We start from the raw sequence: 20360 nt of genomic DNA on the forward strand, positions 1-20360 counted from the left end.
CATTAAAACGATTAAGACTAATTATTTGTCATTAACAATCAACAAATTACCAATACTTCTCGACGGTAATTTGTCCCGGAGCGCGGCGTAGGTTTTTAGCTAATCCTTTGTCGAGCAACGCTGCCTGCGCGCCGCTGATCATCCCCGGATTACCACAAATCATCACCTGCGAATCCGCATCATTGATAGTTAACCCCACTTTACGCTCAATTTCGCCCGAGACTAAACCATCGGGAATACGGCATTGCAGTGCATCGTCGACCTTTTCACGGGTGACGGTTAAACACAGGTTAAACTGATCAGGATATTGCGCAGCATAAGCCTTTAATTTATCGGGGTAGGCTAAGTCTTTAGCTTCGCGGACACCATAGACAAGCACGACTTTTTCGAAACGCTGCCAAGGCTCTGGCGTATCGAGCATAGATAAGAATGGCCCCACGGCCGTCCCCGTGGCTAACAGCCATAAGTGCCTGCCTTGCCCTGCTCCCTTAGGGATCTCATCCAAGGTCATAAAGCCTGTGGCAGTTGGGGTGATCTCAATTTCATCCCCTATGGCAAGATTTTGTAATTGTGGTGATAATTGCCCTTCTTCTACGGCGACAGCCAAGATTTCGGCATAGGGTTTATCGGGGGAATTCACGAGGGAATAGGCTCTAGCGACACGCTTATCATCTTGTACTTGGCTGAGTTTAATAAATTGGCCAGGGATAAAGGGCGCCAGTTCGGCCGCTATCCGCAGCGAAAATAATTTATCACTCCAATCAATACGTTCGATAACACGTCCCCTAGTCCACATAACTCGCCCTCAAGCAAAACGTTAAATAGATCCCTAGCATAGACTGTTATCTGCGCAACAAAAACCCCTTATTGCAAGGGGCTTAAAACAAGGGAAATGGCAACAAGATAGAGTACTAAGCGCGGGACATTATGCGCTAGCCGTTTATGTCTCATCTGGTTTTTTATTAAAGCTATCCCTAAAGGCCTGCAATCCTTCTTGCACTAAACCATAGGTTTTATCGACGCCATCGGCGATATCTCCTTGCAGCACTTTAAGGCCAGATAAAATATCCCGCGCCTCCTTAAAACCATTGTCGATAGCGCCGCCGATAATGCTCATAAAACTGTCGAGCTGCTCGTCCAAACTCATATTCGAATTTTGCTGTTGGTGAATGCTAAAAAACTGGGTTGCAAAACTCACAATCCGACCAGCCGTCGCCTCAGGGGAATAATCGACCTGATTGTCATAGTTAGCTTGAGTCGAATTTGGTCCCATCGAAGGCGCTAATTCTTTATCTATCGCTTCAATTGCCGCGCGATAAAGTAACGCCATGGATTGATCACCGGACTTTAAACTCACTTCCTCCTGCGCCGACAGAATCGCCTGATTCATTAACTGCTTACTGGTTTGGTACGCGGTTTGTTTGCCGGGCGCTTCCACATTTTTCGTCTTTTCGGCATTGGCAGGCACGTTTTCGGCATACTTGCGGTGGGACGAAGAAGCGTTCTGTACCTGCGCAGGGTTATTGATTTCCATGATACAAAATCCATTCAATTTGGGGTGACTCTATTATCGACCAAAATTTGAGCAACTTTAGTATTTTTCTCAATTGCAGTACCATCACAATCTAAGGCAATGATACCCATAATGAATCTATTCGCCTCAGCGTCGCACTTGCATGCGCTCATCAGATAAGGATATACGGCATGGCAACTCCCCAATGGCTAGCAGTGGTTACTCACTCCTTGCGAACCATCCGCTTAAATAAGCTTCGGCTATCACACACTCTACTGTTAGGCCTGTTACTCTTTACCAGCATTGGACTCTGCCCCATCAATCAAGCTTTTGCCGATAATCGATTGATTATTTTGGTAAGGCATGCCGAAAAAGCCGACGCACCAGCAGGCGATCCGTCCCTTTCCGATGATGGCCATGCACGTGCCCTCGCGCTGGTTAGCGCATTGCAAAGGACGCAGATCTCGCAACTGATCGCAACCCAATATCAAAGAACCCAGCAAACCTTGTTGCCTATGTCTACAGAGCGGCATTTACCTATTACTGTAGTCGCAGCCGAAAAACCACTCGCAGCTCATATCCAACAAATCGTTGAACAAGTACATGCCGTGAAAGGTAACAGCTTAATCGCGGGGCATTCCAATACCGTCCCACTGATCATCAAGGCTCTTGGCGGCCCAGAAATCCCCACCATAGCTGAAGATGATTACAGTCAGCTGTTTTTACTCTCCATCCATGATGGACAGCCAGCAAGCCTTATCTCCACCCGTTATGGACACGAATAGAGGATAACAAGATGCAAGAATTGAATTGGTTTATGTGGGGACTGGATCTCTTCTCAGGGCTATTTTTAATCCTAGTGGGCTTTGTCGTTCTGGCGATTGTCTATATGTATATCGCCGACAAGCTACAAACCAAACAGGCCGTGCGCCACAACTACCCTGTGATTGGTCGCTTTCGGTATTTATTTGAGAAACAAGGCGAGTTTTTTAGGCAGTACTTTTTCGCACAGGACAGGGAAGAATTACCCTTTAACCGCGCCGAGCGGAGCTGGGTATATCGAGCCGCGAAAAACGTCGACAGAACCATCGCCTTTGGCTCGACACGCCCGCTAGACAGCACGGGTGCCATCATGTTTATGAATACCGCCTTTCCGACTCAAGATGAAGATATTACGCCAATTCTGCCTCAAACCATTGGCCCCCATTGCCGTGAGCCCTACACAACTAAGGCCATTTGCCATATCTCCGCCATGAGTTTCGGCGCCCTATCACGCCCTGCCGTCACCGCCTTATCCCACGGCGCAGCACAGGCGGGATGTTGGTTAAATACCGGAGAAGGTGGCTTAAGCCCTTACCATTTAAAAGGCGGCTGCGACTTAGTCTTTCAAATTGGTACCGCTAAATACGGTGTACGTAATGAGCACGGCCATTTAGACGATGACAAGCTTAAAGAAATCGCCGCACACCCCGAAGTTAAAATGTTTGAAATCAAAATGAGCCAAGGAGCCAAACCAGGCAAGGGCGGTATCTTGCCGGGGATAAAAGTCACCGAGGAGATCGCCAAAATTCGCGGTATCCCGCAGGGCCATGATTCAATTAGCCCCAATGGTCATATCGAGTTTAAAAATGTGGGCGATATTCTGGATATGATTGCCAGAGTACGTGAGGTCACGGGTAAACCCACAGGCATTAAAGCCGTACTTGGGGACGTGCAGTGGCTCGAAGATTTTTGCGATGAAATTGAGCGCCGTGGCGAAGCCTCTGCCCCCGACTTTTTTACCTTAGACAGTGCTGACGGCGGCACGGGCGCCGCCCCTCAACCCTTAATGGATTATGTGGGCTTGCCCCTTAAAGAGAGTTTACCCATATTAGTCAATATCTTAATTCAGCGTGGGCTGCGTAAACGCATTAAAGTGATTGCCTCAGGCAAACTCATAGTACCATCGAGGGTCGCTTGGGCGTTGGCCTTAGGTGCGGATTTTATCGCCTCGGCCCGTGGCAATATGTTTGCCCTCGGATGTATTCAAGCGCTGCAATGCAACAAGGATACCTGTCCGACGGGTATCACGACCCATAATAAGAAGTTGCAGCAAGGTCTTGATCCTAGAGATAAATCGACTCGCGTCGCTAGTTATAATCATAACCTACACCACGATTTAGCCCTGATCGCCCACTCCTGTGGCGTGACAGAGCCAAGGCAGCTCAAGCCGTCCCATGTGAGGATTATGCTCGAGAGTGGCTTGTCGGTTTCGCTGGATAAGTACTATTCCCATATCAATCAATAGTTAACTTGACACTGTATGCATTTTGTACGACTTTCGTCTAAAGTTAATTTAGCAAAAGGTAATTTGAACGCGTATCACAAAAGGGGTAAGATCCGTGATACACGCTTGAGATTAAACAACTGCATATTAAGTTAAGGAAACACTGTGAAAGCAAGCTTTGTAAGCCATATGCCAGACAGTAAAACTGCCAGCACAAGCTGTAAGAGCTGTAATCGCTTGACTGAGATCGAAGGCGAATTAGTGTGTTTTCGTGAAGGCCAAGTGATTCGACTCACTAAAATTGACGAATCGACCACCAAATTCAATCTGTTATGTGAAGGTTGGAAGGCTGGAAAACCAAAGGGAATATAATTTCTTATATTCCCTATTTCGTTTATCTCATCGCTTAATTCAGACCACGAACATCCGCATTATATTCATTAGCTCTACGAATAATCCCTGCTAACTCAAGTTCTTGATTCATTTTTGCCAGCGTTAAACGTCTTGTGGTCACTTTAAGGCCTGCGTTTAACTCTGCGTGAATGCGTTGTAGCGAATCATAATCCACACCGCGTTTTTTAAGGGTTGCCATAATCGCAAACCAATCTGTGCTTACTTTCTCTTCTCTGCCTTCAATATTGACTCTTAATGCCATATTTTCCATGCCAAGCACCTCTTATCGTTATTTGCTTGGATTCGAGTATAGAGAGCCGAACCTGAATAAAAACTGAATTGTCCCAACGCTGTTACACTTCTACCGAAAGCTGTTGTTGCTCATTTTGTATGCGCCACAACTTAGCGTAGAGACCATTCTGAGCCAGTAAGGACTGATGATTCCCCTGCTCGACAATTTCCCCTTGGCTTAAGACCACGATTTGGTCGGCGTCGACTATGGTCGATAACCGATGCGCCACCACTAAACTGGTATGCCCTTTGGCGACCTCGCGCAGTGCCGACAGAATCGCCTGTTCCGAGCGACTATCGAGGGAGGATGTAGCCTCATCAAACACTAACACCGGAGAGCCTTTTAAAATCGCCCGCGCAATGGCCACGCGCTGTTTCTCCCCTCCCGAGAGCTTTAAGCCCCGCTCACCCACTTTGGTATCCCAACCTTGGGAGAGCGACGCGATAAAATGCTCTAAATGCGCGAGTTTGATGGCATGGCGCACTTCTTCATCCGTCGCATCGGGACGACCATAACGAATGTTCTCCACTAAGGAATCATTAAATAACACTGTATCCTGCGGCACTATGGCAATGGCGCGGCGCAATGCATCTTGGGTTAATTGGCGAATATCTTGTCCATCAATCAAAATGCGCCCTTGCTCCACATCGTAAAAACGGAACAGCAACTTGATGAGTGTTGATTTTCCGGCGCCGCTATCTCCAACGACGGCAACTTTTTTCCCCGCCGTCACCTTAAAGCTAACGTTACGCAATATGGGCCTGTCATCGTAGCTAAAACTCACATGCTCAAAACTGAGCTCGCCGCGCTTAGGCTCAAAGTCAAAGGCATCGGGTTTATCTACTATGCGAGGGTGTTTATCGAGCAAACTGAACATCCGTTCAATATTGGCTAGGGCTCCGCGGATTTCACGGTAGACAAATCCTAAAAAGTTGAGCGGCATAAAGAGCTGCATCATAAAGGCATTGATCAGTACAAAGTCACCTAAGGTCATCTCATTATTAGTCACCTTATAGGCGGCTAACGCCATCATCGCCGTCATAGCCAACGCGATAATCAGCGCCTGGCCACCGTTGAGAGCAAATAGTGATAAACGATTCTTACGTTTAGCCACTTCCCATTGGTCTAAGGCTTGGTCATAACGGTCCGATTCATATTTCTCATTATTAAAATACTTCACGGTTTCATAGTTGAGCAGGCTGTCGATGGCGCGGGTGTTGGAGAGGGAGTCGGCCTTGGCCGCATCCCGGACGTATTCGGTGCGCCACTCAGTCGCCACCACAGAAAACCAAATGTAGGCCATCACAGAGGTAAAAGTGATAGCGGCAAAGGCAATGCCATAATTAAAAAAGAAAATACCAATAACCATGGCGATTTCTAGCAGGGTCGGCACTATGTTAAACACCATAAAGCGCATCAAGAAGCTCACACCACTGGTACCGCGTTCAATATCTCGCGATAAGCCGCCCGTACGCCGCTCAAGGTGAAAATCCAAATCGAGTCGATGCAGGTGGTCGAACACCGCGAGGCCCAATCGGCGAATTGCACGCTCTGTGACACGGCCAAATAAGGTGTCACGGATTTCACCCGTGATGACTGTTAACAGCCGCACTGCGCCGTAGGCTAAAACTAATCCGATAGGCACACTCAAGGCCTGCGCGGTTTTATTGGCATCCAAAGTATCGACTAAGTCTTTCAGAATAAAGGGCAAGCCCACGCTGGCAAGCTTAGCGACGATAAGGCAAGACATGGCTAGAGCCACCCGGCCCTTGTATTCGAGCAAATAAGGCCAGAGCAACTTAACTACGTGCCAATTGAGCTTATCGATGGGACCTTCAAAATACAATGTTGGGCGCATATGTCTAAACCTTTGCCAAAGTCGCTCAATTGTAGCAGCATGGCGCACGTTAAGGTGCAACCAAACAGGGAAAGTTTGAATAAAATCAATCAGATTTTTCTGACAGACAAAAAGCGGCCCGCTTGGCAAAATATCTCTGGCTTACCGAAATAAAAGTGTCATGCTAACGACTTACGCTCAGAGAGTTCGCAAAGCGAATATTAAGGTGAAAAAATTCTGAAACAAGCTTGGCTTTATCAGAACAGTAACCGTTAAAATAGGCCAGAACATCAAGGGTTCGACTGTTGATTATTTTGTCGGTTTTACCCAAAATGTCCCTCGGACTAAAGATTTCAAGCAGCAGGATTTGCAAACATCTGGCCGCAGATCCGTGCGTACAAACAAGTTCCGCACTCGTTCTGCGATAACATTAAAGATAACTCAAATAAATCAAGATCAAAGGATGCTTTATGTTGGATTCAGCTAAAGTTCAATACCCGCCATTACCACTGATCCAAACTTGGGTGTGGATGATGATCGAATCAGGCAATCCAGAAATTCAGGACAAAGGCAGAAATAACCTGATTGCTGCTTTTGGTAGCTTGGCCAAAGCTAACGAATACTTAGCCGAAATGAGCAAGAAATAATAAAAATAAAGGCGCCGGGATAGCGCCTTTATTTTTGATCTTAAACCCGATTAAACCCGCTGACGACGTTCGATAACACTCTGATTTAACACTGCGAGTAAACGCTCGGTATCGTCCCAACCAATACAGGCATCTGTGATGCTCTGACCGTAGCATAACGCTTGACCTTCAATCAGATCCTGACGCCCTTCCACTAAGTGGCTTTCGACCATCACACCGAAAATCGCCTTATTACCCGCAGCCATTTGTTCGGCCACATCGTTCGCGACTTCCATTTGGCGTTGATATTGTTTGCTGCTGTTGGCATGGCTGAAATCGATCATTATGTTATCGACCAGCTTGGCCTTTTTCAGTTGTTCGCTGATCTGCGCCACATGGCTGGCACTGTAATTTGGCTCACGGCCGCCGCGCAGAATGATATGGCAATCAGGATTACCTTTAGTCGACACAATCGCCGAATGGCCAAATTTGGTTACCGATAAGAAGTGGTGCGGCGCATTCGCGGCGCCAATGGCATCGATTGCCACCTTAATCGTGCCATCGGTACCATTTTTAAAGCCTACAGGGCAAGACAGCCCCGAGGCCAGCTCGCGGTGTACCTGCGATTCTGTGGTGCGCGCGCCGATGGCGCCCCAGCACATCATATCCGCCACATATTGCGGGGTGATCATATCGAGGAATTCACCCGCGGTAGGCATGCCTGAGTCATTCAAATCGACCAAGAGTTTACGCGCGGTACGCAAACCATCGTTCAGTTTGAAGCTGTTATCCATATAAGGATCGTTGATGAGTCCCTTCCAACCCACTGTGGTACGCGGCTTTTCAAAATAAACACGCATCACCACTTCGAGCTGATCTCGATAACGTTCTCTTAGCGCAACCAGTCGCTGGCCGTATTCCAATGCGGCCTTAGGATCATGGATTGAGCAAGGACCAATGACGACTAACAAACGATCATCTTGGCGAGCGAGAATGTTATGGATACTTTGACGGGCGTTAAACACAGTTGCAGCAGCGTTTTCGGAAGCAGGAAATCGTTCTAGAATCGCAATCGGTGGAAGTAACTCTTTGACTTCATTAATGCGAACGTCATCATTTTGGTAATACATAATTTACTGCTCCAACTCTCGTGTTTAGGCTATTTTTATCGCTGCAATAGGGGATCTCAACTGCAATACTGAGTTCAATTTATCCAGTCTGCGCCGTTAATGCAACCAAGTTGTCTCCATTTCAAAAAATCAGCTATAACGTCTTGTTTTAACATATTTTTAAAAAATACAAATTCAAATATTTCAATATGATACTCGCATTGAAGTCGATGCCGTGTTTGACGAAAAACCAAAGTGCTAGCGAAAGCCAAAAATAAAAAACCTCCTTTGCCAGTAGTCAAACGCAAACAAAGGAGGTTGAGTAAAGGATTAATGTTGCTGCATGGCCTGCAGTTTTGCCTGATAGCGATGTTTATCTGTGGCTTCGCGGCTCAGTGCCATCGCTTTTTCCATATTGAGTTTGGCACGTTTTTCATCGCCCAGCGCCCAATAGGTGCGTGACAGGCCAAAGAAAAACTCATGACGATAATCGGCTTTATCCACGGCCCTTTGATACCAAGCGAGCGCCTCGCTGTATTGGTGCTCGCCATACGCCTGCTCACCCATATCATAGTAGTAATAAGGGTTACGAATACGCGCTAACTCCAACACTTTATTGACCTGCGCCCACTCTTCTAAACGGCCCTGATCACCTAAAATCACCGCCAAGTTATAGAGGGTCGTCATATCATCGGCATCGTATTTGAGTGCATAGCGATAGACTTGCTCTGCCCGCTTTTCATCGCCCTTGTGGCGATAAATCACGGCTAAGGTGTTGAGCGCAGGGATAAAGTGTCCAGATTTTAAGCCGGCTTTAATCAGCGCATAGGCGCGGTCTAAATCCCCTTCAACCAAGGATTCGGCGGCCATATTGTTATAAAACATGCTGGTTAAGGTCTGGCGATTGATTTGCACTTTATTGTAGCCCCGCAGAGCTCGCTCGGGCATAAAGTCGACCAGAATCGCATGGGCCGACAGATACACAGTGTGCACGCTCTCGGCGGGTAACAAGCGTAGATTGACATGGCCGTTGATCAGATAAAACTCGCCCTGTTTGTCCCACACGGGTTCAATCGCAATATCCTGAAACTCAGTGCCAATTTTAAACACATCCGCTAGCGCCGATGTCATTACCACCAGCGACATACAATTTCCGGCGCGCTGGGCATAGGTTTCGCTGGCGGTTTGAGTCAAATTATCTTGATAGTGAAAATCGCTGTGGCCGCCATCTTGGTTAGCATTGATATAACTGGCTAACCATTCATGCACCGCGATAGGGTTTTTCGTCGATAAGCTGTAACGGTCGTAGGCTCGCCTAACATCGGCTGCCACAGAAGGTGGAAGGCTGAAAATATCCTCGACGCTAGGAATATTACTGACAGATTTAAACAACGAATCTGCAAATAAGGCATCGATTTCATCATCACTAGGTTTTGGGGCTGTCGAGCTGCAACCCCATAAGAGTAAAAGTAATAATGAGCAGATTATGCCGCTAGAGATGGTGCGCAGTTGTATCATGAGATGTCCCCCAGACCATAAGGCTCCTATTTGAGCTTATTACACTTGGCCAAAAAGACGTCATAAAATGGTTACAAAAAATAAATGCCTACCGCAGAGGATAGCAGCTGCTTGATGGTTAACGCTGCGCCGGAGGGTCAACCTTGATATACACATCCTGCTGCTGATAACGATAAGGCCGGTAGTTATCCTGACCACAGGTAAAGTAGGGGTAAGGCTTTACCTGGGCGATACAACCGAGTGGCAGAGCCTGCAATATTTGAATTTGCTCCTGTCTTCTCAAGGATTCCTGCCATTCATAATCTTTTAGCACTTGGTCGCGCACGGCAAAGGCATCGAAAGGCTCATCCGAGCGAGTCACTACGACTTGCCCCGCAAAAGCGGGCAAGGCTAAGAGTGCACTCAGAATCCCCCCAAGCAAGCAGGTACGTCTGAGTGGTGCAGAGAGATCAGAGATTAAGCGCATCATTCGCTCCTTGTGGTATCAGCGTGGCAGTCGAAGACCCATAAAAAAAGCAGAGCACTTGGCTCTGCTTTACTATCCTCTTATCCCTGAGAGGCATCAAGTCATATCAACACCAGTTAGCCTGCACTTTTGACAGTCACAAACTCTGGGTAAGCGTCGATACCACAGTCAGACGCATCCATACCGTTATATTCTTCTTCCTCTGTAACACGAATGCCCATGGTCATCTTGAGTACAAACCACACCGCAAACGACGCGCTAAATACCCATGCGAAGATAATCGCTGCGCCAGTTAATTGCGCTGTGATAGTGGCGTCGGCATTTGATAAAGGTACACACATCAAACCGAGGAAACCCGCAACACCGTGCACAGAAATCGCGCCCACTGGGTCGTCGATCTTGATTCTGTCCAGACCCACGATAGAGAACACCACTAAACCACCAGCAACCACACCAATTACCCCTGCCATCAGCAGCGAAGGCGACAGCGGATCGGCAGTAATCGCCACTAAGCCCGCCAGAATGCCGTTTAAGATCATGGTTAAGTCGGCTTTACCCCAAATCATTTTGCACACAACTAGGGCAGAGATAGCACCAAAAGCGGCTGCGGTGTTGGTGTTTACGAAAACCTTAGCGACAGAGCTAGCGTTGGCCGCGTCTGAAACCATTAATTGTGAGCCACCGTTGAAACCAAACCAGCCCATCCACAGGATAAACATCCCTAAGGTCGCCATTGGCAGGTTAGAGCCAGGGATTGGGTTGACTTGGCCGTTAGGGCCATATTTACCCTTACGAGCACCGAGCAGTAACACCCCAGCGATAGCCGCAGCAGCACCTGTCATGTGCACAATACCGCTACCTGCAAAGTCCACAAAGCCTAAGCTAGAGATAAAGCCTTTACCCCAAGTCCAGTAGCCTTCAACTGGGTAGATAATGCCTGTCATCACCACGGAGAAGAACAGGAAAGCCCATAACTTCATTCGCTCCGCCACGGCGCCAGAGACAATCGACATCGCCGTTGCCACAAACACTACTTGGAAGAAGAAGTCAGATTCCAAAGCATGGTTTGCATCGTCGGCTTGTGAGCCAATCAGCGTACCGAGTGAAGGCAACCAACCGCCTTCGGCATTGTCGACGTACATAATGTTGTAGCCAATCAATAGGTACATCACACAGGCAATCGCGTATAACACCACGTTTTTGGTTAAAATTTCGGTGGTATTTTTAGAACGCACTAGGCCAGCTTCGAGCATGGCAAAACCCGCCGCCATCCACATAACCAAAGCGCCTGAAATCAAAAAATAAAAGGTGTCGAGTGCAAAGCGCAGTTCAGAGACTGTCACGCCTAATTTTGTTAGTTCTTCCATCTTCCGCCCCCTATAGCGCTTCAGTGTCGAGTTCACCCGTACGAATACGGATGGCATGTTCTAAGTCGATAACGAAAATCTTTCCGTCACCAATTTTTCCCGTATGAGCCGCACTGGTAATCGCCTCAATCAGCATGTCGAGATTTTCTGCTTTAGTGGCAATTTCTAGTTTTACTTTTGGCAAAAAATCCACCTGATACTCGGCGCCACGATACAACTCTGTGTGCCCCTTTTGACGGCCAAAACCTTTAACCTCGGTCACCGTCATCCCCTCAATACCAATACCGGCGATAGCTTCACGGACATCATCCAATTTAAATGGCTTGATGATAGCGCTGACTAGTTTCATCCTGACCTCCAAAAAACGCGATTGTTATTAACTTGTAGCCAAGATAATTCAATCATTAGGCCAGAATTCTAATCCATTGATTTTAAATAAATAATAAAGAATACACCTGAATTAACCGATTAAAAATGCACCAGACTTGTGCAAGCATGAGGGCGACGCACTCTTTTAGTGAGCAATTTAAGTGCACGCCATATTCGACCTTTGCCCTATTGGTGAGGCTGCCCAATTAGGGTTTACTGACAGTGCAGAAAACAAGCAGAGCAATCGCTAAACGATGCCTTTATTCCACCCGCGCAGAAGGAACGCCCGATGTTAAAACCTGAAGAATGTGTACTCGTTATCGTCGATGTGCAGGGAAAGCTCGCTCAGATCATGGATAACTCAGCCAAGCTTCATCAGCAGTTGAGTACGCTTATCCAAGGCGCACAACTGTTTGAAATCCCCATCCTCTGGCTTGAGCAATTACCCGCCAAGCTTGGCTCGACCACAGAAGAGCTAAAAACCTTGCTCGAAAGAACTGGCTCGCCCATTGCCAAGCAACATTTTAGCGGTTGGTATTGTGATGAATTTGCCAATGCATTAACCCAAACTCGACGCAAACAGGTGCTGCTGGCGGGGATAGAAACCCATGTTTGCGTGTACCAAACCTGCCGCGATCTACTCGACCAGCACTACTCGGTGCACCTTGTCGCCGATGCCGTTTCTTCCCGCAGCGTTGACAATAAACAGCTGGGCATCCAGATGATGACAGCCAAGGGAGCCACTCTTACCAATGTGGAGTCACTGTTGTTTGAACTGCAACATGAAGCTCAGGGCGATATATTTAAGGCACTGATTAAATTGATTAAATAAGGTGAGAAGAGAGTTTGTTCAAGCTCTCTTTCGTAATCAAAACGCGGCAACACAAACGGCATAGTTGGCACTATTAGCATAGCTGCGAGAACTATAGCCGCTGGGGGCGACAGAGATAATGCCAGCCAAGAATTCGGTCTCATTCACAGTACTAGACCAAGAGTCAATCGTCGAGCTCCACTGCGCACGTTGATAGGCTGCGCGACTCTCGCCATAGCCGTAGAGGGTATTTAACTCCTGCTCCGTTGGCCTGCGCCAATTATCTTTACCGGCAAACTCGAGTGAAGCCAGTTTTTGGCACCAGCGGTCAAACTGACCCTCGACGCCAACCTTGGCCTCATGACCCTTTGCCGCTTCGGTGCCGGGTAAGATGACGCCTTTACCATCCTGACGGAACAGGGCATATTCCCCTCGGCTCGGGCCAAATACAAACTCCTCCAGCACGTTAAACGTCATCGCATAGCTATCGCCACTGTTGTTGGCATCATCTTGCTTAAGATAACCCAAGGCGTTCATCACGGCGATGGAAGGCGAACTGCTAAACCATTTCGTCTGACGATCGCTTTTATCGTAAAGCACTTTGATTTTTAAGCAGTTGGTTGATGCCAGAGTACGGTCGTTATTATCGAGGCCGCCATCAAAGCTAGTATCGATTGGCGTACCTTCGACGTGGCCACACAGGGGAATGTGTTCTTTTTGGCGACATTCTGTCAGTAAAAACAACAGCACTATGGCACTGCTAAACATGGCGATTTTAGTGGGATTAATCATGACAACAAACCTTAATCCAGTGTTGATAAAAAGACAGTACAGCTAATCCAGAATTCCCTCCCAGATCAGCCTTAAGTGATTGGCTCCATTAGGCTATAGCGCTTTAACCACGGCTTCCTGCACCAACAGTTGGTCGTTCTTGTAAACCAACAGCTCACCTATGGGTCTTTCTTCGGCGCTCAGCACTATCACATCGCAGACATAGAGATAGGGGCCGCTTTTAAACTGGAAAGAATGATTACCGCCGTTACCATCGAGAACTAACTTCCCCTTTTTGAGGACTAAATCAGGTTTCTCGCTCATGGATTTGCCCTTTGCCCAGGCGGCATAACGGTATTGCTGACGGTCGAGAGCATCGACACGAATGATGAATCGCGCGGTTTCCCACGCCAGCTCTGGGCTAGCAAACTCGCGCACACTCTCGTGTAGCATCGCTTTTTGCTGCGCGATCAGCTCATCCCTTAACTTGGCTTCCTCTGGGCTTTGGTAGTTAATGCCCGAGATTTTGCCATCGAAATCCAACCAGACACTGCCGTGATCGAGCATGATGCCGCGCCAGCCCATAGTCTCCCAGTTACTCTCTGTGGTCGAATTGGCGATTTGACTCAGCAACTTGCTATCAAAGACTTGCTGAAACCTCGTCAGCAATTGCTGTGGATTTTGCACATCGGGGAGCGGGTATTCCCGCTGGAGGGGATAAGAGATTTGCTCGGCAATCGCCTGACGATCACCCGCCTTAGCCGCATCAATCAAGGCTTGCACCTGCGGCACATATTCCGCCTCTAAGGCAGCCAGAGCCTGTGGCATTAAGCTAAGACTCCCTAGCAGCAAGCCTATATAAAGCCCTAAACGCGAGAGTCGATTAACCGCTGAAAAACCTTGATAAAATGGGTGACGAGACATGATTTATTCCTTTAAAGTCAAAAACATCCAAATTAAGACTTGGCAAGGATACCATAGCTAAGGAGGGATAAACATAAACAATCCCACCCAAGCTGATGTGATGTAAGCCGAATCACAGCCTCGCTCGCAGCACCTTAAGCTAACAGCAAACTCGAGACTATCGCTACCGCCACCGACATAAAGATCACCCCAATCACCCCATCGATAATAGGCGTGAGTCGTTGCAGCTTTTGCTGCACCTTGGCTTTTGAGAGCATCAGCGCCAGAAAGCCAAACCAGAGCAGTGACAACGCAAATAACATTAACGCGGCGGCAAATTTAGTCACGGGTGTCACGCTCGGGGTGATCAGGGCGGAGAACAAGGTTAAGAAAAACACTAAGGCTTTAGGATTCAATAAATTGGTATAAAGTCCCCTCATAAAACCCTGTTTGGGTGATAAAGTGTTTACCGCACCCGCCATGGGTGTATCAGCGCCAGCATCAGCAGTCGTTGTGAATCCAGAGGGATCAGCGCCCTCGCCGTTCAATACGGTTTTGGGTTTACTGAAAAAAGCCACCGCGGCCTTAAGCGCACCAAATCCCATCCACGCCAAATACGAAGCGCCCAGCAATTGCACTAACAGATACAAGGTATGGGAGCTTTTAATCACTAAGCTGACGCCAGTTAAACTCAAAATGGTATGGGCTAAAATCGCCACCGATATTCCCGCCGCCGTGGCGACTGCGGTGTTTCGCGGCTGCGACGTAGCAATCTTCACCATAATGGCAAAATCCGGCCCAGGGCTAACTAAGGCTACGCAATGAATAACGGCTAAAGTGACTAACAGGGATACATCCATCAATAGGGCTCCGCAAAACAGATAAGAACGTTAGTATGCCCAAGCTGGCAGCACCTGCATTGTAAGAAATTGCGCGCGGCTAATTTACCGAGACAAATTATACCAATCGTATTAAAGCATGCGCCGCTGGAATTGGACGGGAGAGAGTAAAAAGGCCTGTTTAAACGCCTTATTTAAATGACTCTGGTCGAAAAAGCCTAACTGCTGCGCCACATCTGCCACTAAGGCGCCATGGGTTAAGGACTTTTTCGCTAACTCTAATCGCACGCGCTTCAGGTAGGCGTGGGGTGTCATCCCAGTCGCCAGTTTAAATTGGCGTAAAAACTGAAACTTACTCAGGTTAACCTCATCGGCGAGCGCCTCAAGCTGAGTGTTTTGCCACGGCTCATCGTGAATTTTCTGTTTGATGCGATTTAGCTGTTGCCATGATAACCCCCTATCCTGCCGTAAATTCAACATTCCCGTGGGGTGGCGCGTCAATAACAGCTGCATAAAGTTCAGCAGATGCGACTCGGCCGCAAGCTCAGAGCATTGGCCTTGGATAAGCACATCATGTAACTGGATAAAGTATTGATATAACGCGGGATCATCCACCATAGGCGCATTAAAGAAATGGGCCTTGAGCCCCATCTCTTGGCTAATGCTGTTCATATACTCCACGGGGATCGACATCACCTTAACCCGATAACCTTCGGCGTCGCGGCTTTGTCCATCATGGGTTTCATCGGGATTGAGGGTCGACAGCCCATGTTGCCCGAGCTGATAACGACTGCCCTTATTGATAAATTGCTGCGCCCCTTGGGTCACGACGCCTAAGTGGTAATCCAGATGCACGTGTTTATCAAAACTGAAATGCGTAAATTCCGCCTGACTCAGTTCTATGCCCGAGAGGCTGGGATGGCGCCAGTAATTGATATTTTCAACGGGAGTCACACGGCTCATAGGACAAGCTTAATCTCACAGGGCAAACACAACTTTAGATATTACTCATTCTAGCCGCCGAGATCTTGGTCGGAATAGTAAATTATTGCAGCGTCCTCCCCAAAAATGCAAAACGCCCGAATGCGGGCGTTTTGTCAGATCCAACATGCAGGATTAGTGCGAATGACTGCCGTGGCCGCCTTGCGCCTCAATGGCATGACCTTCGCTGTTATAAAAACCACTGCTACCGTGTTCGATAAAGCCTTGGTTGATCATCTTAGCGATAAAGGGATCGGACTCACTGTCGCCCACATCGGCAAAATCAATGTCTTGATAATTCTGGGTTAAAGCAGCGAATGCCTCGTGGCTGTAAGGCTCAACCTTGAGCAACTGATAACTTAAAACTTCACCTAAATTAAATTGCTGTGGCAGCTCAATGCTGGCAATCCAGTCGAGCTGGCTGTCCATGCCATTCACCTTACCCGCAAAGCCTTGAGCCGCAAAACAAGGCAATTGTTTCAGCTCAGTTTTTGCCAAGTTAGCAGGCAATGCAGGAGACACTACATGGTACAACTGATCGCGGTCGTGCTGAATGTTTAGCGCCCTTAAGTCGCCCTTGCGATAGGTGACTGAGCGTTTTTCAACGGGGAAATAACGCACATATTCGCCATTGGGTGCCCATTGTTCAAATGTGGTGTTATCCCGTTGAATAATAAAATCTTGTCCGTCTCTTAGCAGGGTCATCTGCCAGCTTTGCCCCTTAGCATTGGTGACTTGGTACTGGGCTTTTAAATGGCTGGCCTCAAGTGTTGCGCATTGTGCATTGGCCTGATTGGCAGAAGCTGCGCTAACGGGAGTGGCTAAGGCCATCACAGGGGAGGCTAACGTCGATACCAGAGTGACTAAGAGGAGTTTATTCATGTTATTTCTCACTTACACGCTAATTTTATAACTCGCATTACTGACTAATGTCTTTACAGACAGTTAGATAAATGCCGATGGCAGGACAGCCCGCCATCGGCATTTGGTTTACTTCGCCGCCATTGCAGCTTCCGCTTTCGCGACTAAGTCTGCCGCACGGTTCATCACGTGGAAGATATGGTTTTGTTCAACCGTACCTTGGACCAGATCCGAGCTTGGGCCGCGAGCAAAAATCGCCACGTCTTCACCCGCATGGGTTTCATCGCTTAATGGCACTAACGCTTCTTGATGGAATCCAGCACTTTGTGTATCCACAAAGTTCAAGTCCTTACGGCCTGCATCCACAGGGAAGTTATAACGCTCATCGCCACCGGTCGCTAATGACGCATAACCCATACCGTTGGCATAACCTACTGTCGTGTAAGGTAAACCGTTAGCATCGGTTGAGTTAGTCACCTCGGCAATACCGTTCGCATCGTTACTCTTCACCAGACCTAGGATAGGGTTACCACGGGTTGGATAACCTGCGATGGTGAACACATGGCTGTGGTCAGCCGTCACCATTAACAGAGTGTCGTTTGCCGAGGTTTTTTCCATCGCAACACGGACAGCTTCAGATAGCGCAACTGTGTCGTACAGGGCACGAGCGGCGTTACCCGCGTGGTGCGCATGGTCGATACGACCCGCTTCGACGATCAGCACATAACCTTTGATGTTTTTCTTCAGAATATCAATCGACTTGGCGGTCATTTCTGCGAGCGATGGCTCACCCGTTACGCCCGCTTCGGTGCGGTCGTAGTCGTATTCCATATGGGATGAGTTGAACAGACCCAGTAAATGGTCAGTGCTCTTCACATCCACATTGAGGAAGCCGTCTCTATCTTGAACGTAAGCCGCATTAGTGTACTTAGCTAACCATTCGGCAGTCAGATCGCGACCATCGTTACGCTTGCCCGCTTTACCTTCTGGATCAATCAACGTTTTGGGGATAAAGCTGCGGCGACCACCGCCCATCATCACGTTTAAACCATTGCCATAGTTAAAGTCGAGCATCTGCGCGGCGATATCTTTACAACCATTGGTCACGGCTTCGGCAGGCAGGTTTGAGTCAGCTTCCCAGTCACGCTCTGGCACGTGGGCATAGGTTGCCGCAGGCGTTGCGTGGGTTAAACGCGCCGTAGTCACCACACCAGTCGACATACCCGCCATGGCGGCCAGTTCCAGTGATGTCACTAAGTTTTGGTCTTTAGTCGATGCGCAGTTAGCACGCACTACGCCTTCTGCCTGTGAAATCACGCCCACATCGGTTTTCACCCCAGTCATCATCGCCGACATAGTGCCCGCAGAATCTGGTGTTTGACCATCGACGTTATAGGTCTTAGATAAACCGACGTAAGGCAGAGTTTCGAAGGATAAAGAGTTTTCTTCACCCGTCTTGCCCTTTAATTGACCTTCTAAAATACGCGCCGCAGTGATAGTCGAAACCCCCATGCCGTCGCCGACAAACAGGATCACGTTTTTCGCCGCGCCCACTTCGTTGTTAACGCTCAGGCCATCGGCCTTAGTCACACGAGCCTGTGCATCGACATACCATTGGTTGACTGCGGTCCAGTCTTTACCGTCGCTGCCATTGGAACCGTTAGAACCATTCGAACCCGGCGTACCTGCCGCGCCGTTGTCACCATCGCTACCGCATGCGGCTAAACCCAGCATGGCAGAGATTGCGAGTACCAGTAATTTCTTATTCATTTTTAACTCCAAAAGTGAGAACTGTAGGTCGCAACCGACCTATTAGTACTTTGTGCCGCCAAGCTGCTGGGCTTGGTTGATAATGTGGAAGATCACGTTCTGCTCAATCACGCCCTGTACCAGATTCGAACCTGGGCCCATTGCGTGTAAGCTGATGTCTTCACCGGCGTGTGTCTCACTTTCCATTGGGATAAGTGCTTGTTGCATGAAGTCTTTATCTTGAGTATCGACTGAGGTTAAGTCGTCACGCACGCCAACCACAGCGCCTGGGCCGTTAGTGTAGGCCAGCGTAGTGTAAGGCTTGCCGTCGTTAGCGAGGGCTAACGAACCATCCACATCGTGGACTAAACCTAAAATCGGGTTACCGCGTTTTGGGTAGCCTGCAATGGTAAATACATGGCTGTGGTCAGCGGTTACCATGATGAGGGTATCATCGCTGCTGGTTGCATCCACTGCGGCTTTCACGGCGTTAGATAACTCAACCGCATCGGTCAAGGCGCGGCTAGCGTTGCCCGCATGGTGTCCATGGTCGATACGACCCGATTCCACGATCAGCAGGAAGCCCTTATCGTTTTTCTTTAAAATCTCGAGGGATTTCGCGGTCATTTCTGAAAGTGATGGCTCACCACCAACGTCATCGGCGCGGTCTGCTTCGTATTCCATATGGGATGGGTTAAAGAGACCAAGTAAGTGATCGGTATTGGCGGCATCGATAGCATCGAAGCCTTTTTTGTCCCACACGTAAGCCGCTTTGCTGAAGTTTTCGACCCACGCTTTAGTCAGGTCTTTGCCGTCTTTACGTTTACCGGCTTTGTTCTCACCGTCAGTGACTTCTTTTGGCAAGAAGTAGCTGCGACCGCCACCCAGAGCAACGCTAAGTGAGTTAGCCTCATCGCGCATCACCAATTGGCTGGCGATATCGGTACAGCCATTCGCAACGGCTTCGGCAGGCAGGTTAAAATCGCCTTCCCAATCGCGTTCTGGCGATTTAGCGTAAGTCGCGGCTGGAGTCGCGTGAGTTAAACGGGCGGTCGTGACAATCCCAGTCGATAAGCCTTTAGCATTGGCAAGGTCAACCAGAGAAACGAGTTCATTACCTTTAGAAGACAAACAGTTACCACGTAAACTGGTGTCAGAAATCGAGATAATACCGGCTTTGGTTTTTACCCCAGTCGCCATGGCGGTCATGGTACCTGCGGAGTCAGGCGTTTGTTGGTTAGTGTTGTAGGTTTTCACTAACGCCGTGTGAGGAAACTGCTCGAAACTTAAGAAGTTTTCTTCACCGCCTTGATTACCCGTTTGCTGCTGTCCTTGCAGAATACGGGCGGCAGTTAAGGTTGAAATACTCATGCCGTCGCCGACAAAAAGAATCACGTTTTTAGCTATTTTCTTGGTTTCAACCTGCGCTTTAGCCGCAACATTGGCTGCACTGTCTTTAAACCACTGACTGTCAGTTTGAGTTGCGGGTAAGACTGCAGCGTGGGCTACAACCGTCATTAAACTGCAGGAGATAGCTGCAGCGATCCGTTTAATATTCATCACGTTCATCACCGATTTTATTATTGAGTGTATGAGGGTATTCCCTTAAGAGGCGCCCACATTTTCAATACTTTATATGACGAACTGGCGTGATTTTAATGGCGTTTTTATTGCAGCAAGATGTCGAAA

21 protein-coding genes are annotated in these 20360 nt (G+C 48.3%); 5 read left to right on the forward strand and 16 right to left on the reverse strand.

Translation table 11 applies throughout. The features are described 5' to 3' along the window. Positions 1-46 precede the first annotated feature (46 nt). A complete protein-coding gene (locus SHEWANA3_RS18415; protein WP_011718306.1) occupies positions 47-796 on the reverse strand; it encodes a ferredoxin--NADP reductase in 750 nt (249 codons plus the stop codon). Between the two features lie 144 nt (positions 797-940). Next, positions 941-1534, reverse strand: a complete 594-nt coding sequence (locus SHEWANA3_RS18420; RefSeq protein ID WP_011718307.1) for a DUF5610 domain-containing protein — start codon at positions 1532-1534, stop codon at positions 941-943. A 170-nt stretch (positions 1535-1704) separates the two neighbouring features. On the opposite strand from SHEWANA3_RS18420, the gene SHEWANA3_RS18425 reads away from it, so the two are divergent. The 3 genes from SHEWANA3_RS18425 to SHEWANA3_RS18435 all read left to right on the forward strand — a co-directional run bounded on the left by SHEWANA3_RS18425 (position 1705) and on the right by SHEWANA3_RS18435 (position 4151). Beyond that, positions 1705-2298, forward strand: coding sequence for a phosphoglycerate mutase family protein (locus SHEWANA3_RS18425; protein WP_011718308.1), 594 nt, complete (start codon positions 1705-1707; stop codon positions 2296-2298). Between the two features lie 11 nt (positions 2299-2309). Next, positions 2310-3800 carry an FMN-binding glutamate synthase family protein gene (locus SHEWANA3_RS18430; RefSeq protein ID WP_011718309.1) on the forward strand — a complete coding sequence of 497 codons (1491 nt, stop codon included), beginning with the start codon at positions 2310-2312 and terminating at the stop codon, positions 3798-3800. A 144-nt stretch (positions 3801-3944) separates the two neighbouring features. Continuing rightward, positions 3945-4151, forward strand: coding sequence for a hypothetical protein (locus SHEWANA3_RS18435; RefSeq protein WP_011718310.1), 207 nt, complete (start codon positions 3945-3947; stop codon positions 4149-4151). Between the two features lie 34 nt (positions 4152-4185). Here the strand turns inward: SHEWANA3_RS18435 and SHEWANA3_RS18440 are convergent, their stop codons facing one another. Both SHEWANA3_RS18440 and SHEWANA3_RS18445 read right to left on the reverse strand, forming a co-directional pair. Continuing rightward, positions 4186-4443, reverse strand: a complete 258-nt coding sequence (locus SHEWANA3_RS18440; RefSeq protein WP_011718311.1) for a hypothetical protein — start codon at positions 4441-4443, stop codon at positions 4186-4188. An 82-nt stretch (positions 4444-4525) separates the two neighbouring features. Next, positions 4526-6322: an ABC transporter ATP-binding protein/permease gene (locus tag SHEWANA3_RS18445; RefSeq protein WP_011718312.1), complete on the reverse strand. Its 1797-nt coding sequence runs from the start codon at positions 6320-6322 to the stop codon at positions 4526-4528. A 449-nt stretch (positions 6323-6771) separates the two neighbouring features. Between SHEWANA3_RS18445 and SHEWANA3_RS23525 the strand changes: the two genes are divergently transcribed. Further along, entirely contained in the window at positions 6772-6948 is a 177-nt protein-coding gene (locus tag SHEWANA3_RS23525; RefSeq protein ID WP_011624090.1) for a hypothetical protein, read from the forward strand. 50 nt (positions 6949-6998) lie between these two features. Here SHEWANA3_RS23525 and aroG read toward each other — a convergent pair whose 3' ends face one another. From aroG to SHEWANA3_RS18475, 5 genes are all read right to left on the reverse strand, one after another. Beyond that, entirely contained in the window at positions 6999-8057 is a 1059-nt protein-coding gene (aroG, locus tag SHEWANA3_RS18455; protein WP_011718313.1) for a 3-deoxy-7-phosphoheptulonate synthase AroG, read from the reverse strand. Positions 8058-8366: 309 nt separating this feature from the next. After that, the gene (locus tag SHEWANA3_RS18460) at positions 8367-9554 is read right to left on the reverse strand and encodes a hypothetical protein (protein ID WP_011718314.1); all 1188 of its coding nucleotides are present in this window, start codon (positions 9552-9554) and stop codon (positions 8367-8369) included. A gap of 118 nt (positions 9555-9672) precedes the next feature. Beyond that, positions 9673-10020, reverse strand: a complete 348-nt coding sequence (locus tag SHEWANA3_RS18465) for a hypothetical protein (RefSeq protein ID WP_011718315.1) — start codon at positions 10018-10020, stop codon at positions 9673-9675. A 116-nt stretch (positions 10021-10136) separates the two neighbouring features. Next, positions 10137-11387 (reverse strand): ammonium transporter, encoded by a 1251-nt coding sequence (locus SHEWANA3_RS18470; RefSeq protein WP_011718316.1) that lies wholly within the window; start codon positions 11385-11387, stop codon positions 10137-10139. Between the two features lie 10 nt (positions 11388-11397). Then, entirely contained in the window at positions 11398-11736 is a 339-nt protein-coding gene (locus tag SHEWANA3_RS18475) for a P-II family nitrogen regulator (RefSeq protein ID WP_011624095.1), read from the reverse strand. Between the two features lie 309 nt (positions 11737-12045). Here SHEWANA3_RS18475 and SHEWANA3_RS18480 point away from each other — a divergent pair, with 309 nt between their 5' ends. Then, complete coding sequence (locus SHEWANA3_RS18480; RefSeq protein ID WP_011718317.1) at positions 12046-12588, forward strand: hydrolase; 543 nt, start codon at positions 12046-12048, stop codon at positions 12586-12588. A 36-nt stretch (positions 12589-12624) separates the two neighbouring features. On the opposite strand, the gene SHEWANA3_RS18485 is transcribed toward SHEWANA3_RS18480, so the two are convergent. The 7 genes from SHEWANA3_RS18485 to SHEWANA3_RS18515 all read right to left on the reverse strand — a co-directional run bounded on the left by SHEWANA3_RS18485 (position 12625) and on the right by SHEWANA3_RS18515 (position 20231). Then, complete coding sequence (locus SHEWANA3_RS18485) at positions 12625-13359, reverse strand: DUF1566 domain-containing protein (RefSeq protein ID WP_011718318.1); 735 nt, start codon at positions 13357-13359, stop codon at positions 12625-12627. A 93-nt stretch (positions 13360-13452) separates the two neighbouring features. Then, the gene (locus SHEWANA3_RS18490) at positions 13453-14262 is read right to left on the reverse strand and encodes a hypothetical protein (protein WP_011718319.1); all 810 of its coding nucleotides are present in this window, start codon (positions 14260-14262) and stop codon (positions 13453-13455) included. 134 nt (positions 14263-14396) lie between these two features. After that, positions 14397-15101, reverse strand: a complete 705-nt coding sequence (locus SHEWANA3_RS18495; protein WP_011718320.1) for a LysE family transporter — start codon at positions 15099-15101, stop codon at positions 14397-14399. A gap of 111 nt (positions 15102-15212) precedes the next feature. Beyond that, positions 15213-16043 carry an AraC family transcriptional regulator gene (locus SHEWANA3_RS18500; RefSeq protein ID WP_011624100.1) on the reverse strand — a complete coding sequence of 277 codons (831 nt, stop codon included), beginning with the start codon at positions 16041-16043 and terminating at the stop codon, positions 15213-15215. Positions 16044-16196: 153 nt separating this feature from the next. Then, a complete protein-coding gene (locus tag SHEWANA3_RS18505; protein ID WP_011718321.1) occupies positions 16197-16943 on the reverse strand; it encodes a hypothetical protein in 747 nt (248 codons plus the stop codon). Between the two features lie 108 nt (positions 16944-17051). Next, positions 17052-18692, reverse strand: coding sequence for an alkaline phosphatase (locus SHEWANA3_RS18510; RefSeq protein WP_011718322.1), 1641 nt, complete (start codon positions 18690-18692; stop codon positions 17052-17054). 42 nt (positions 18693-18734) lie between these two features. Continuing rightward, on the reverse strand, positions 18735-20231 hold the full coding sequence (locus SHEWANA3_RS18515; RefSeq protein WP_011718323.1) for an alkaline phosphatase: 1497 nt from the start codon (positions 20229-20231) through the stop codon (positions 18735-18737). Positions 20232-20360 lie beyond the last annotated feature (129 nt).

The organism is Shewanella sp. ANA-3 (assembly GCF_000203935.1).
Classification (GTDB): Bacteria; Pseudomonadota; Gammaproteobacteria; order Enterobacterales; family Shewanellaceae; genus Shewanella.

Coding starts and splice junctions, on each gene's coding strand:
- SHEWANA3_RS18415 (WP_011718306.1), bottom strand. CDS start 796: ATGTGGACTAGGGGACGTGTTATCGAACGTATTGATTGGAGTGATAAA.
- SHEWANA3_RS18420 (WP_011718307.1), bottom strand. CDS start 1,534: ATGGAAATCAATAACCCTGCGCAGGTACAGAACGCTTCTTCGTCCCAC.
- SHEWANA3_RS18425 (WP_011718308.1), top strand. CDS start 1,705: ATGGCAACTCCCCAATGGCTAGCAGTGGTTACTCACTCCTTGCGAACC.
- SHEWANA3_RS18430 (WP_011718309.1), top strand. CDS start 2,310: ATGCAAGAATTGAATTGGTTTATGTGGGGACTGGATCTCTTCTCAGGG.
- SHEWANA3_RS18440 (WP_011718311.1), bottom strand. CDS start 4,443: ATGGAAAATATGGCATTAAGAGTCAATATTGAAGGCAGAGAAGAGAAA.
- SHEWANA3_RS18445 (WP_011718312.1), bottom strand. CDS start 6,322: ATGCGCCCAACATTGTATTTTGAAGGTCCCATCGATAAGCTCAATTGG.
- SHEWANA3_RS23525 (WP_011624090.1), top strand. CDS start 6,772: ATGTTGGATTCAGCTAAAGTTCAATACCCGCCATTACCACTGATCCAA.
- aroG (WP_011718313.1), bottom strand. CDS start 8,057: ATGTATTACCAAAATGATGACGTTCGCATTAATGAAGTCAAAGAGTTA.
- SHEWANA3_RS18460 (WP_011718314.1), bottom strand. CDS start 9,554: ATGATACAACTGCGCACCATCTCTAGCGGCATAATCTGCTCATTATTA.
- SHEWANA3_RS18465 (WP_011718315.1), bottom strand. CDS start 10,020: ATGCGCTTAATCTCTGATCTCTCTGCACCACTCAGACGTACCTGCTTG.
- SHEWANA3_RS18470 (WP_011718316.1), bottom strand. CDS start 11,387: ATGGAAGAACTAACAAAATTAGGCGTGACAGTCTCTGAACTGCGCTTT.
- SHEWANA3_RS18475 (WP_011624095.1), bottom strand. CDS start 11,736: ATGAAACTAGTCAGCGCTATCATCAAGCCATTTAAATTGGATGATGTC.
- SHEWANA3_RS18480 (WP_011718317.1), top strand. CDS start 12,046: ATGTTAAAACCTGAAGAATGTGTACTCGTTATCGTCGATGTGCAGGGA.
- SHEWANA3_RS18485 (WP_011718318.1), bottom strand. CDS start 13,359: ATGATTAATCCCACTAAAATCGCCATGTTTAGCAGTGCCATAGTGCTG.
- SHEWANA3_RS18490 (WP_011718319.1), bottom strand. CDS start 14,262: ATGTCTCGTCACCCATTTTATCAAGGTTTTTCAGCGGTTAATCGACTC.
- SHEWANA3_RS18495 (WP_011718320.1), bottom strand. CDS start 15,101: ATGGATGTATCCCTGTTAGTCACTTTAGCCGTTATTCATTGCGTAGCC.
- SHEWANA3_RS18500 (WP_011624100.1), bottom strand. CDS start 16,043: ATGAGCCGTGTGACTCCCGTTGAAAATATCAATTACTGGCGCCATCCC.
- SHEWANA3_RS18505 (WP_011718321.1), bottom strand. CDS start 16,943: ATGAATAAACTCCTCTTAGTCACTCTGGTATCGACGTTAGCCTCCCCT.
- SHEWANA3_RS18510 (WP_011718322.1), bottom strand. CDS start 18,692: ATGAATAAGAAATTACTGGTACTCGCAATCTCTGCCATGCTGGGTTTA.
- SHEWANA3_RS18515 (WP_011718323.1), bottom strand. CDS start 20,231: ATGAATATTAAACGGATCGCTGCAGCTATCTCCTGCAGTTTAATGACG.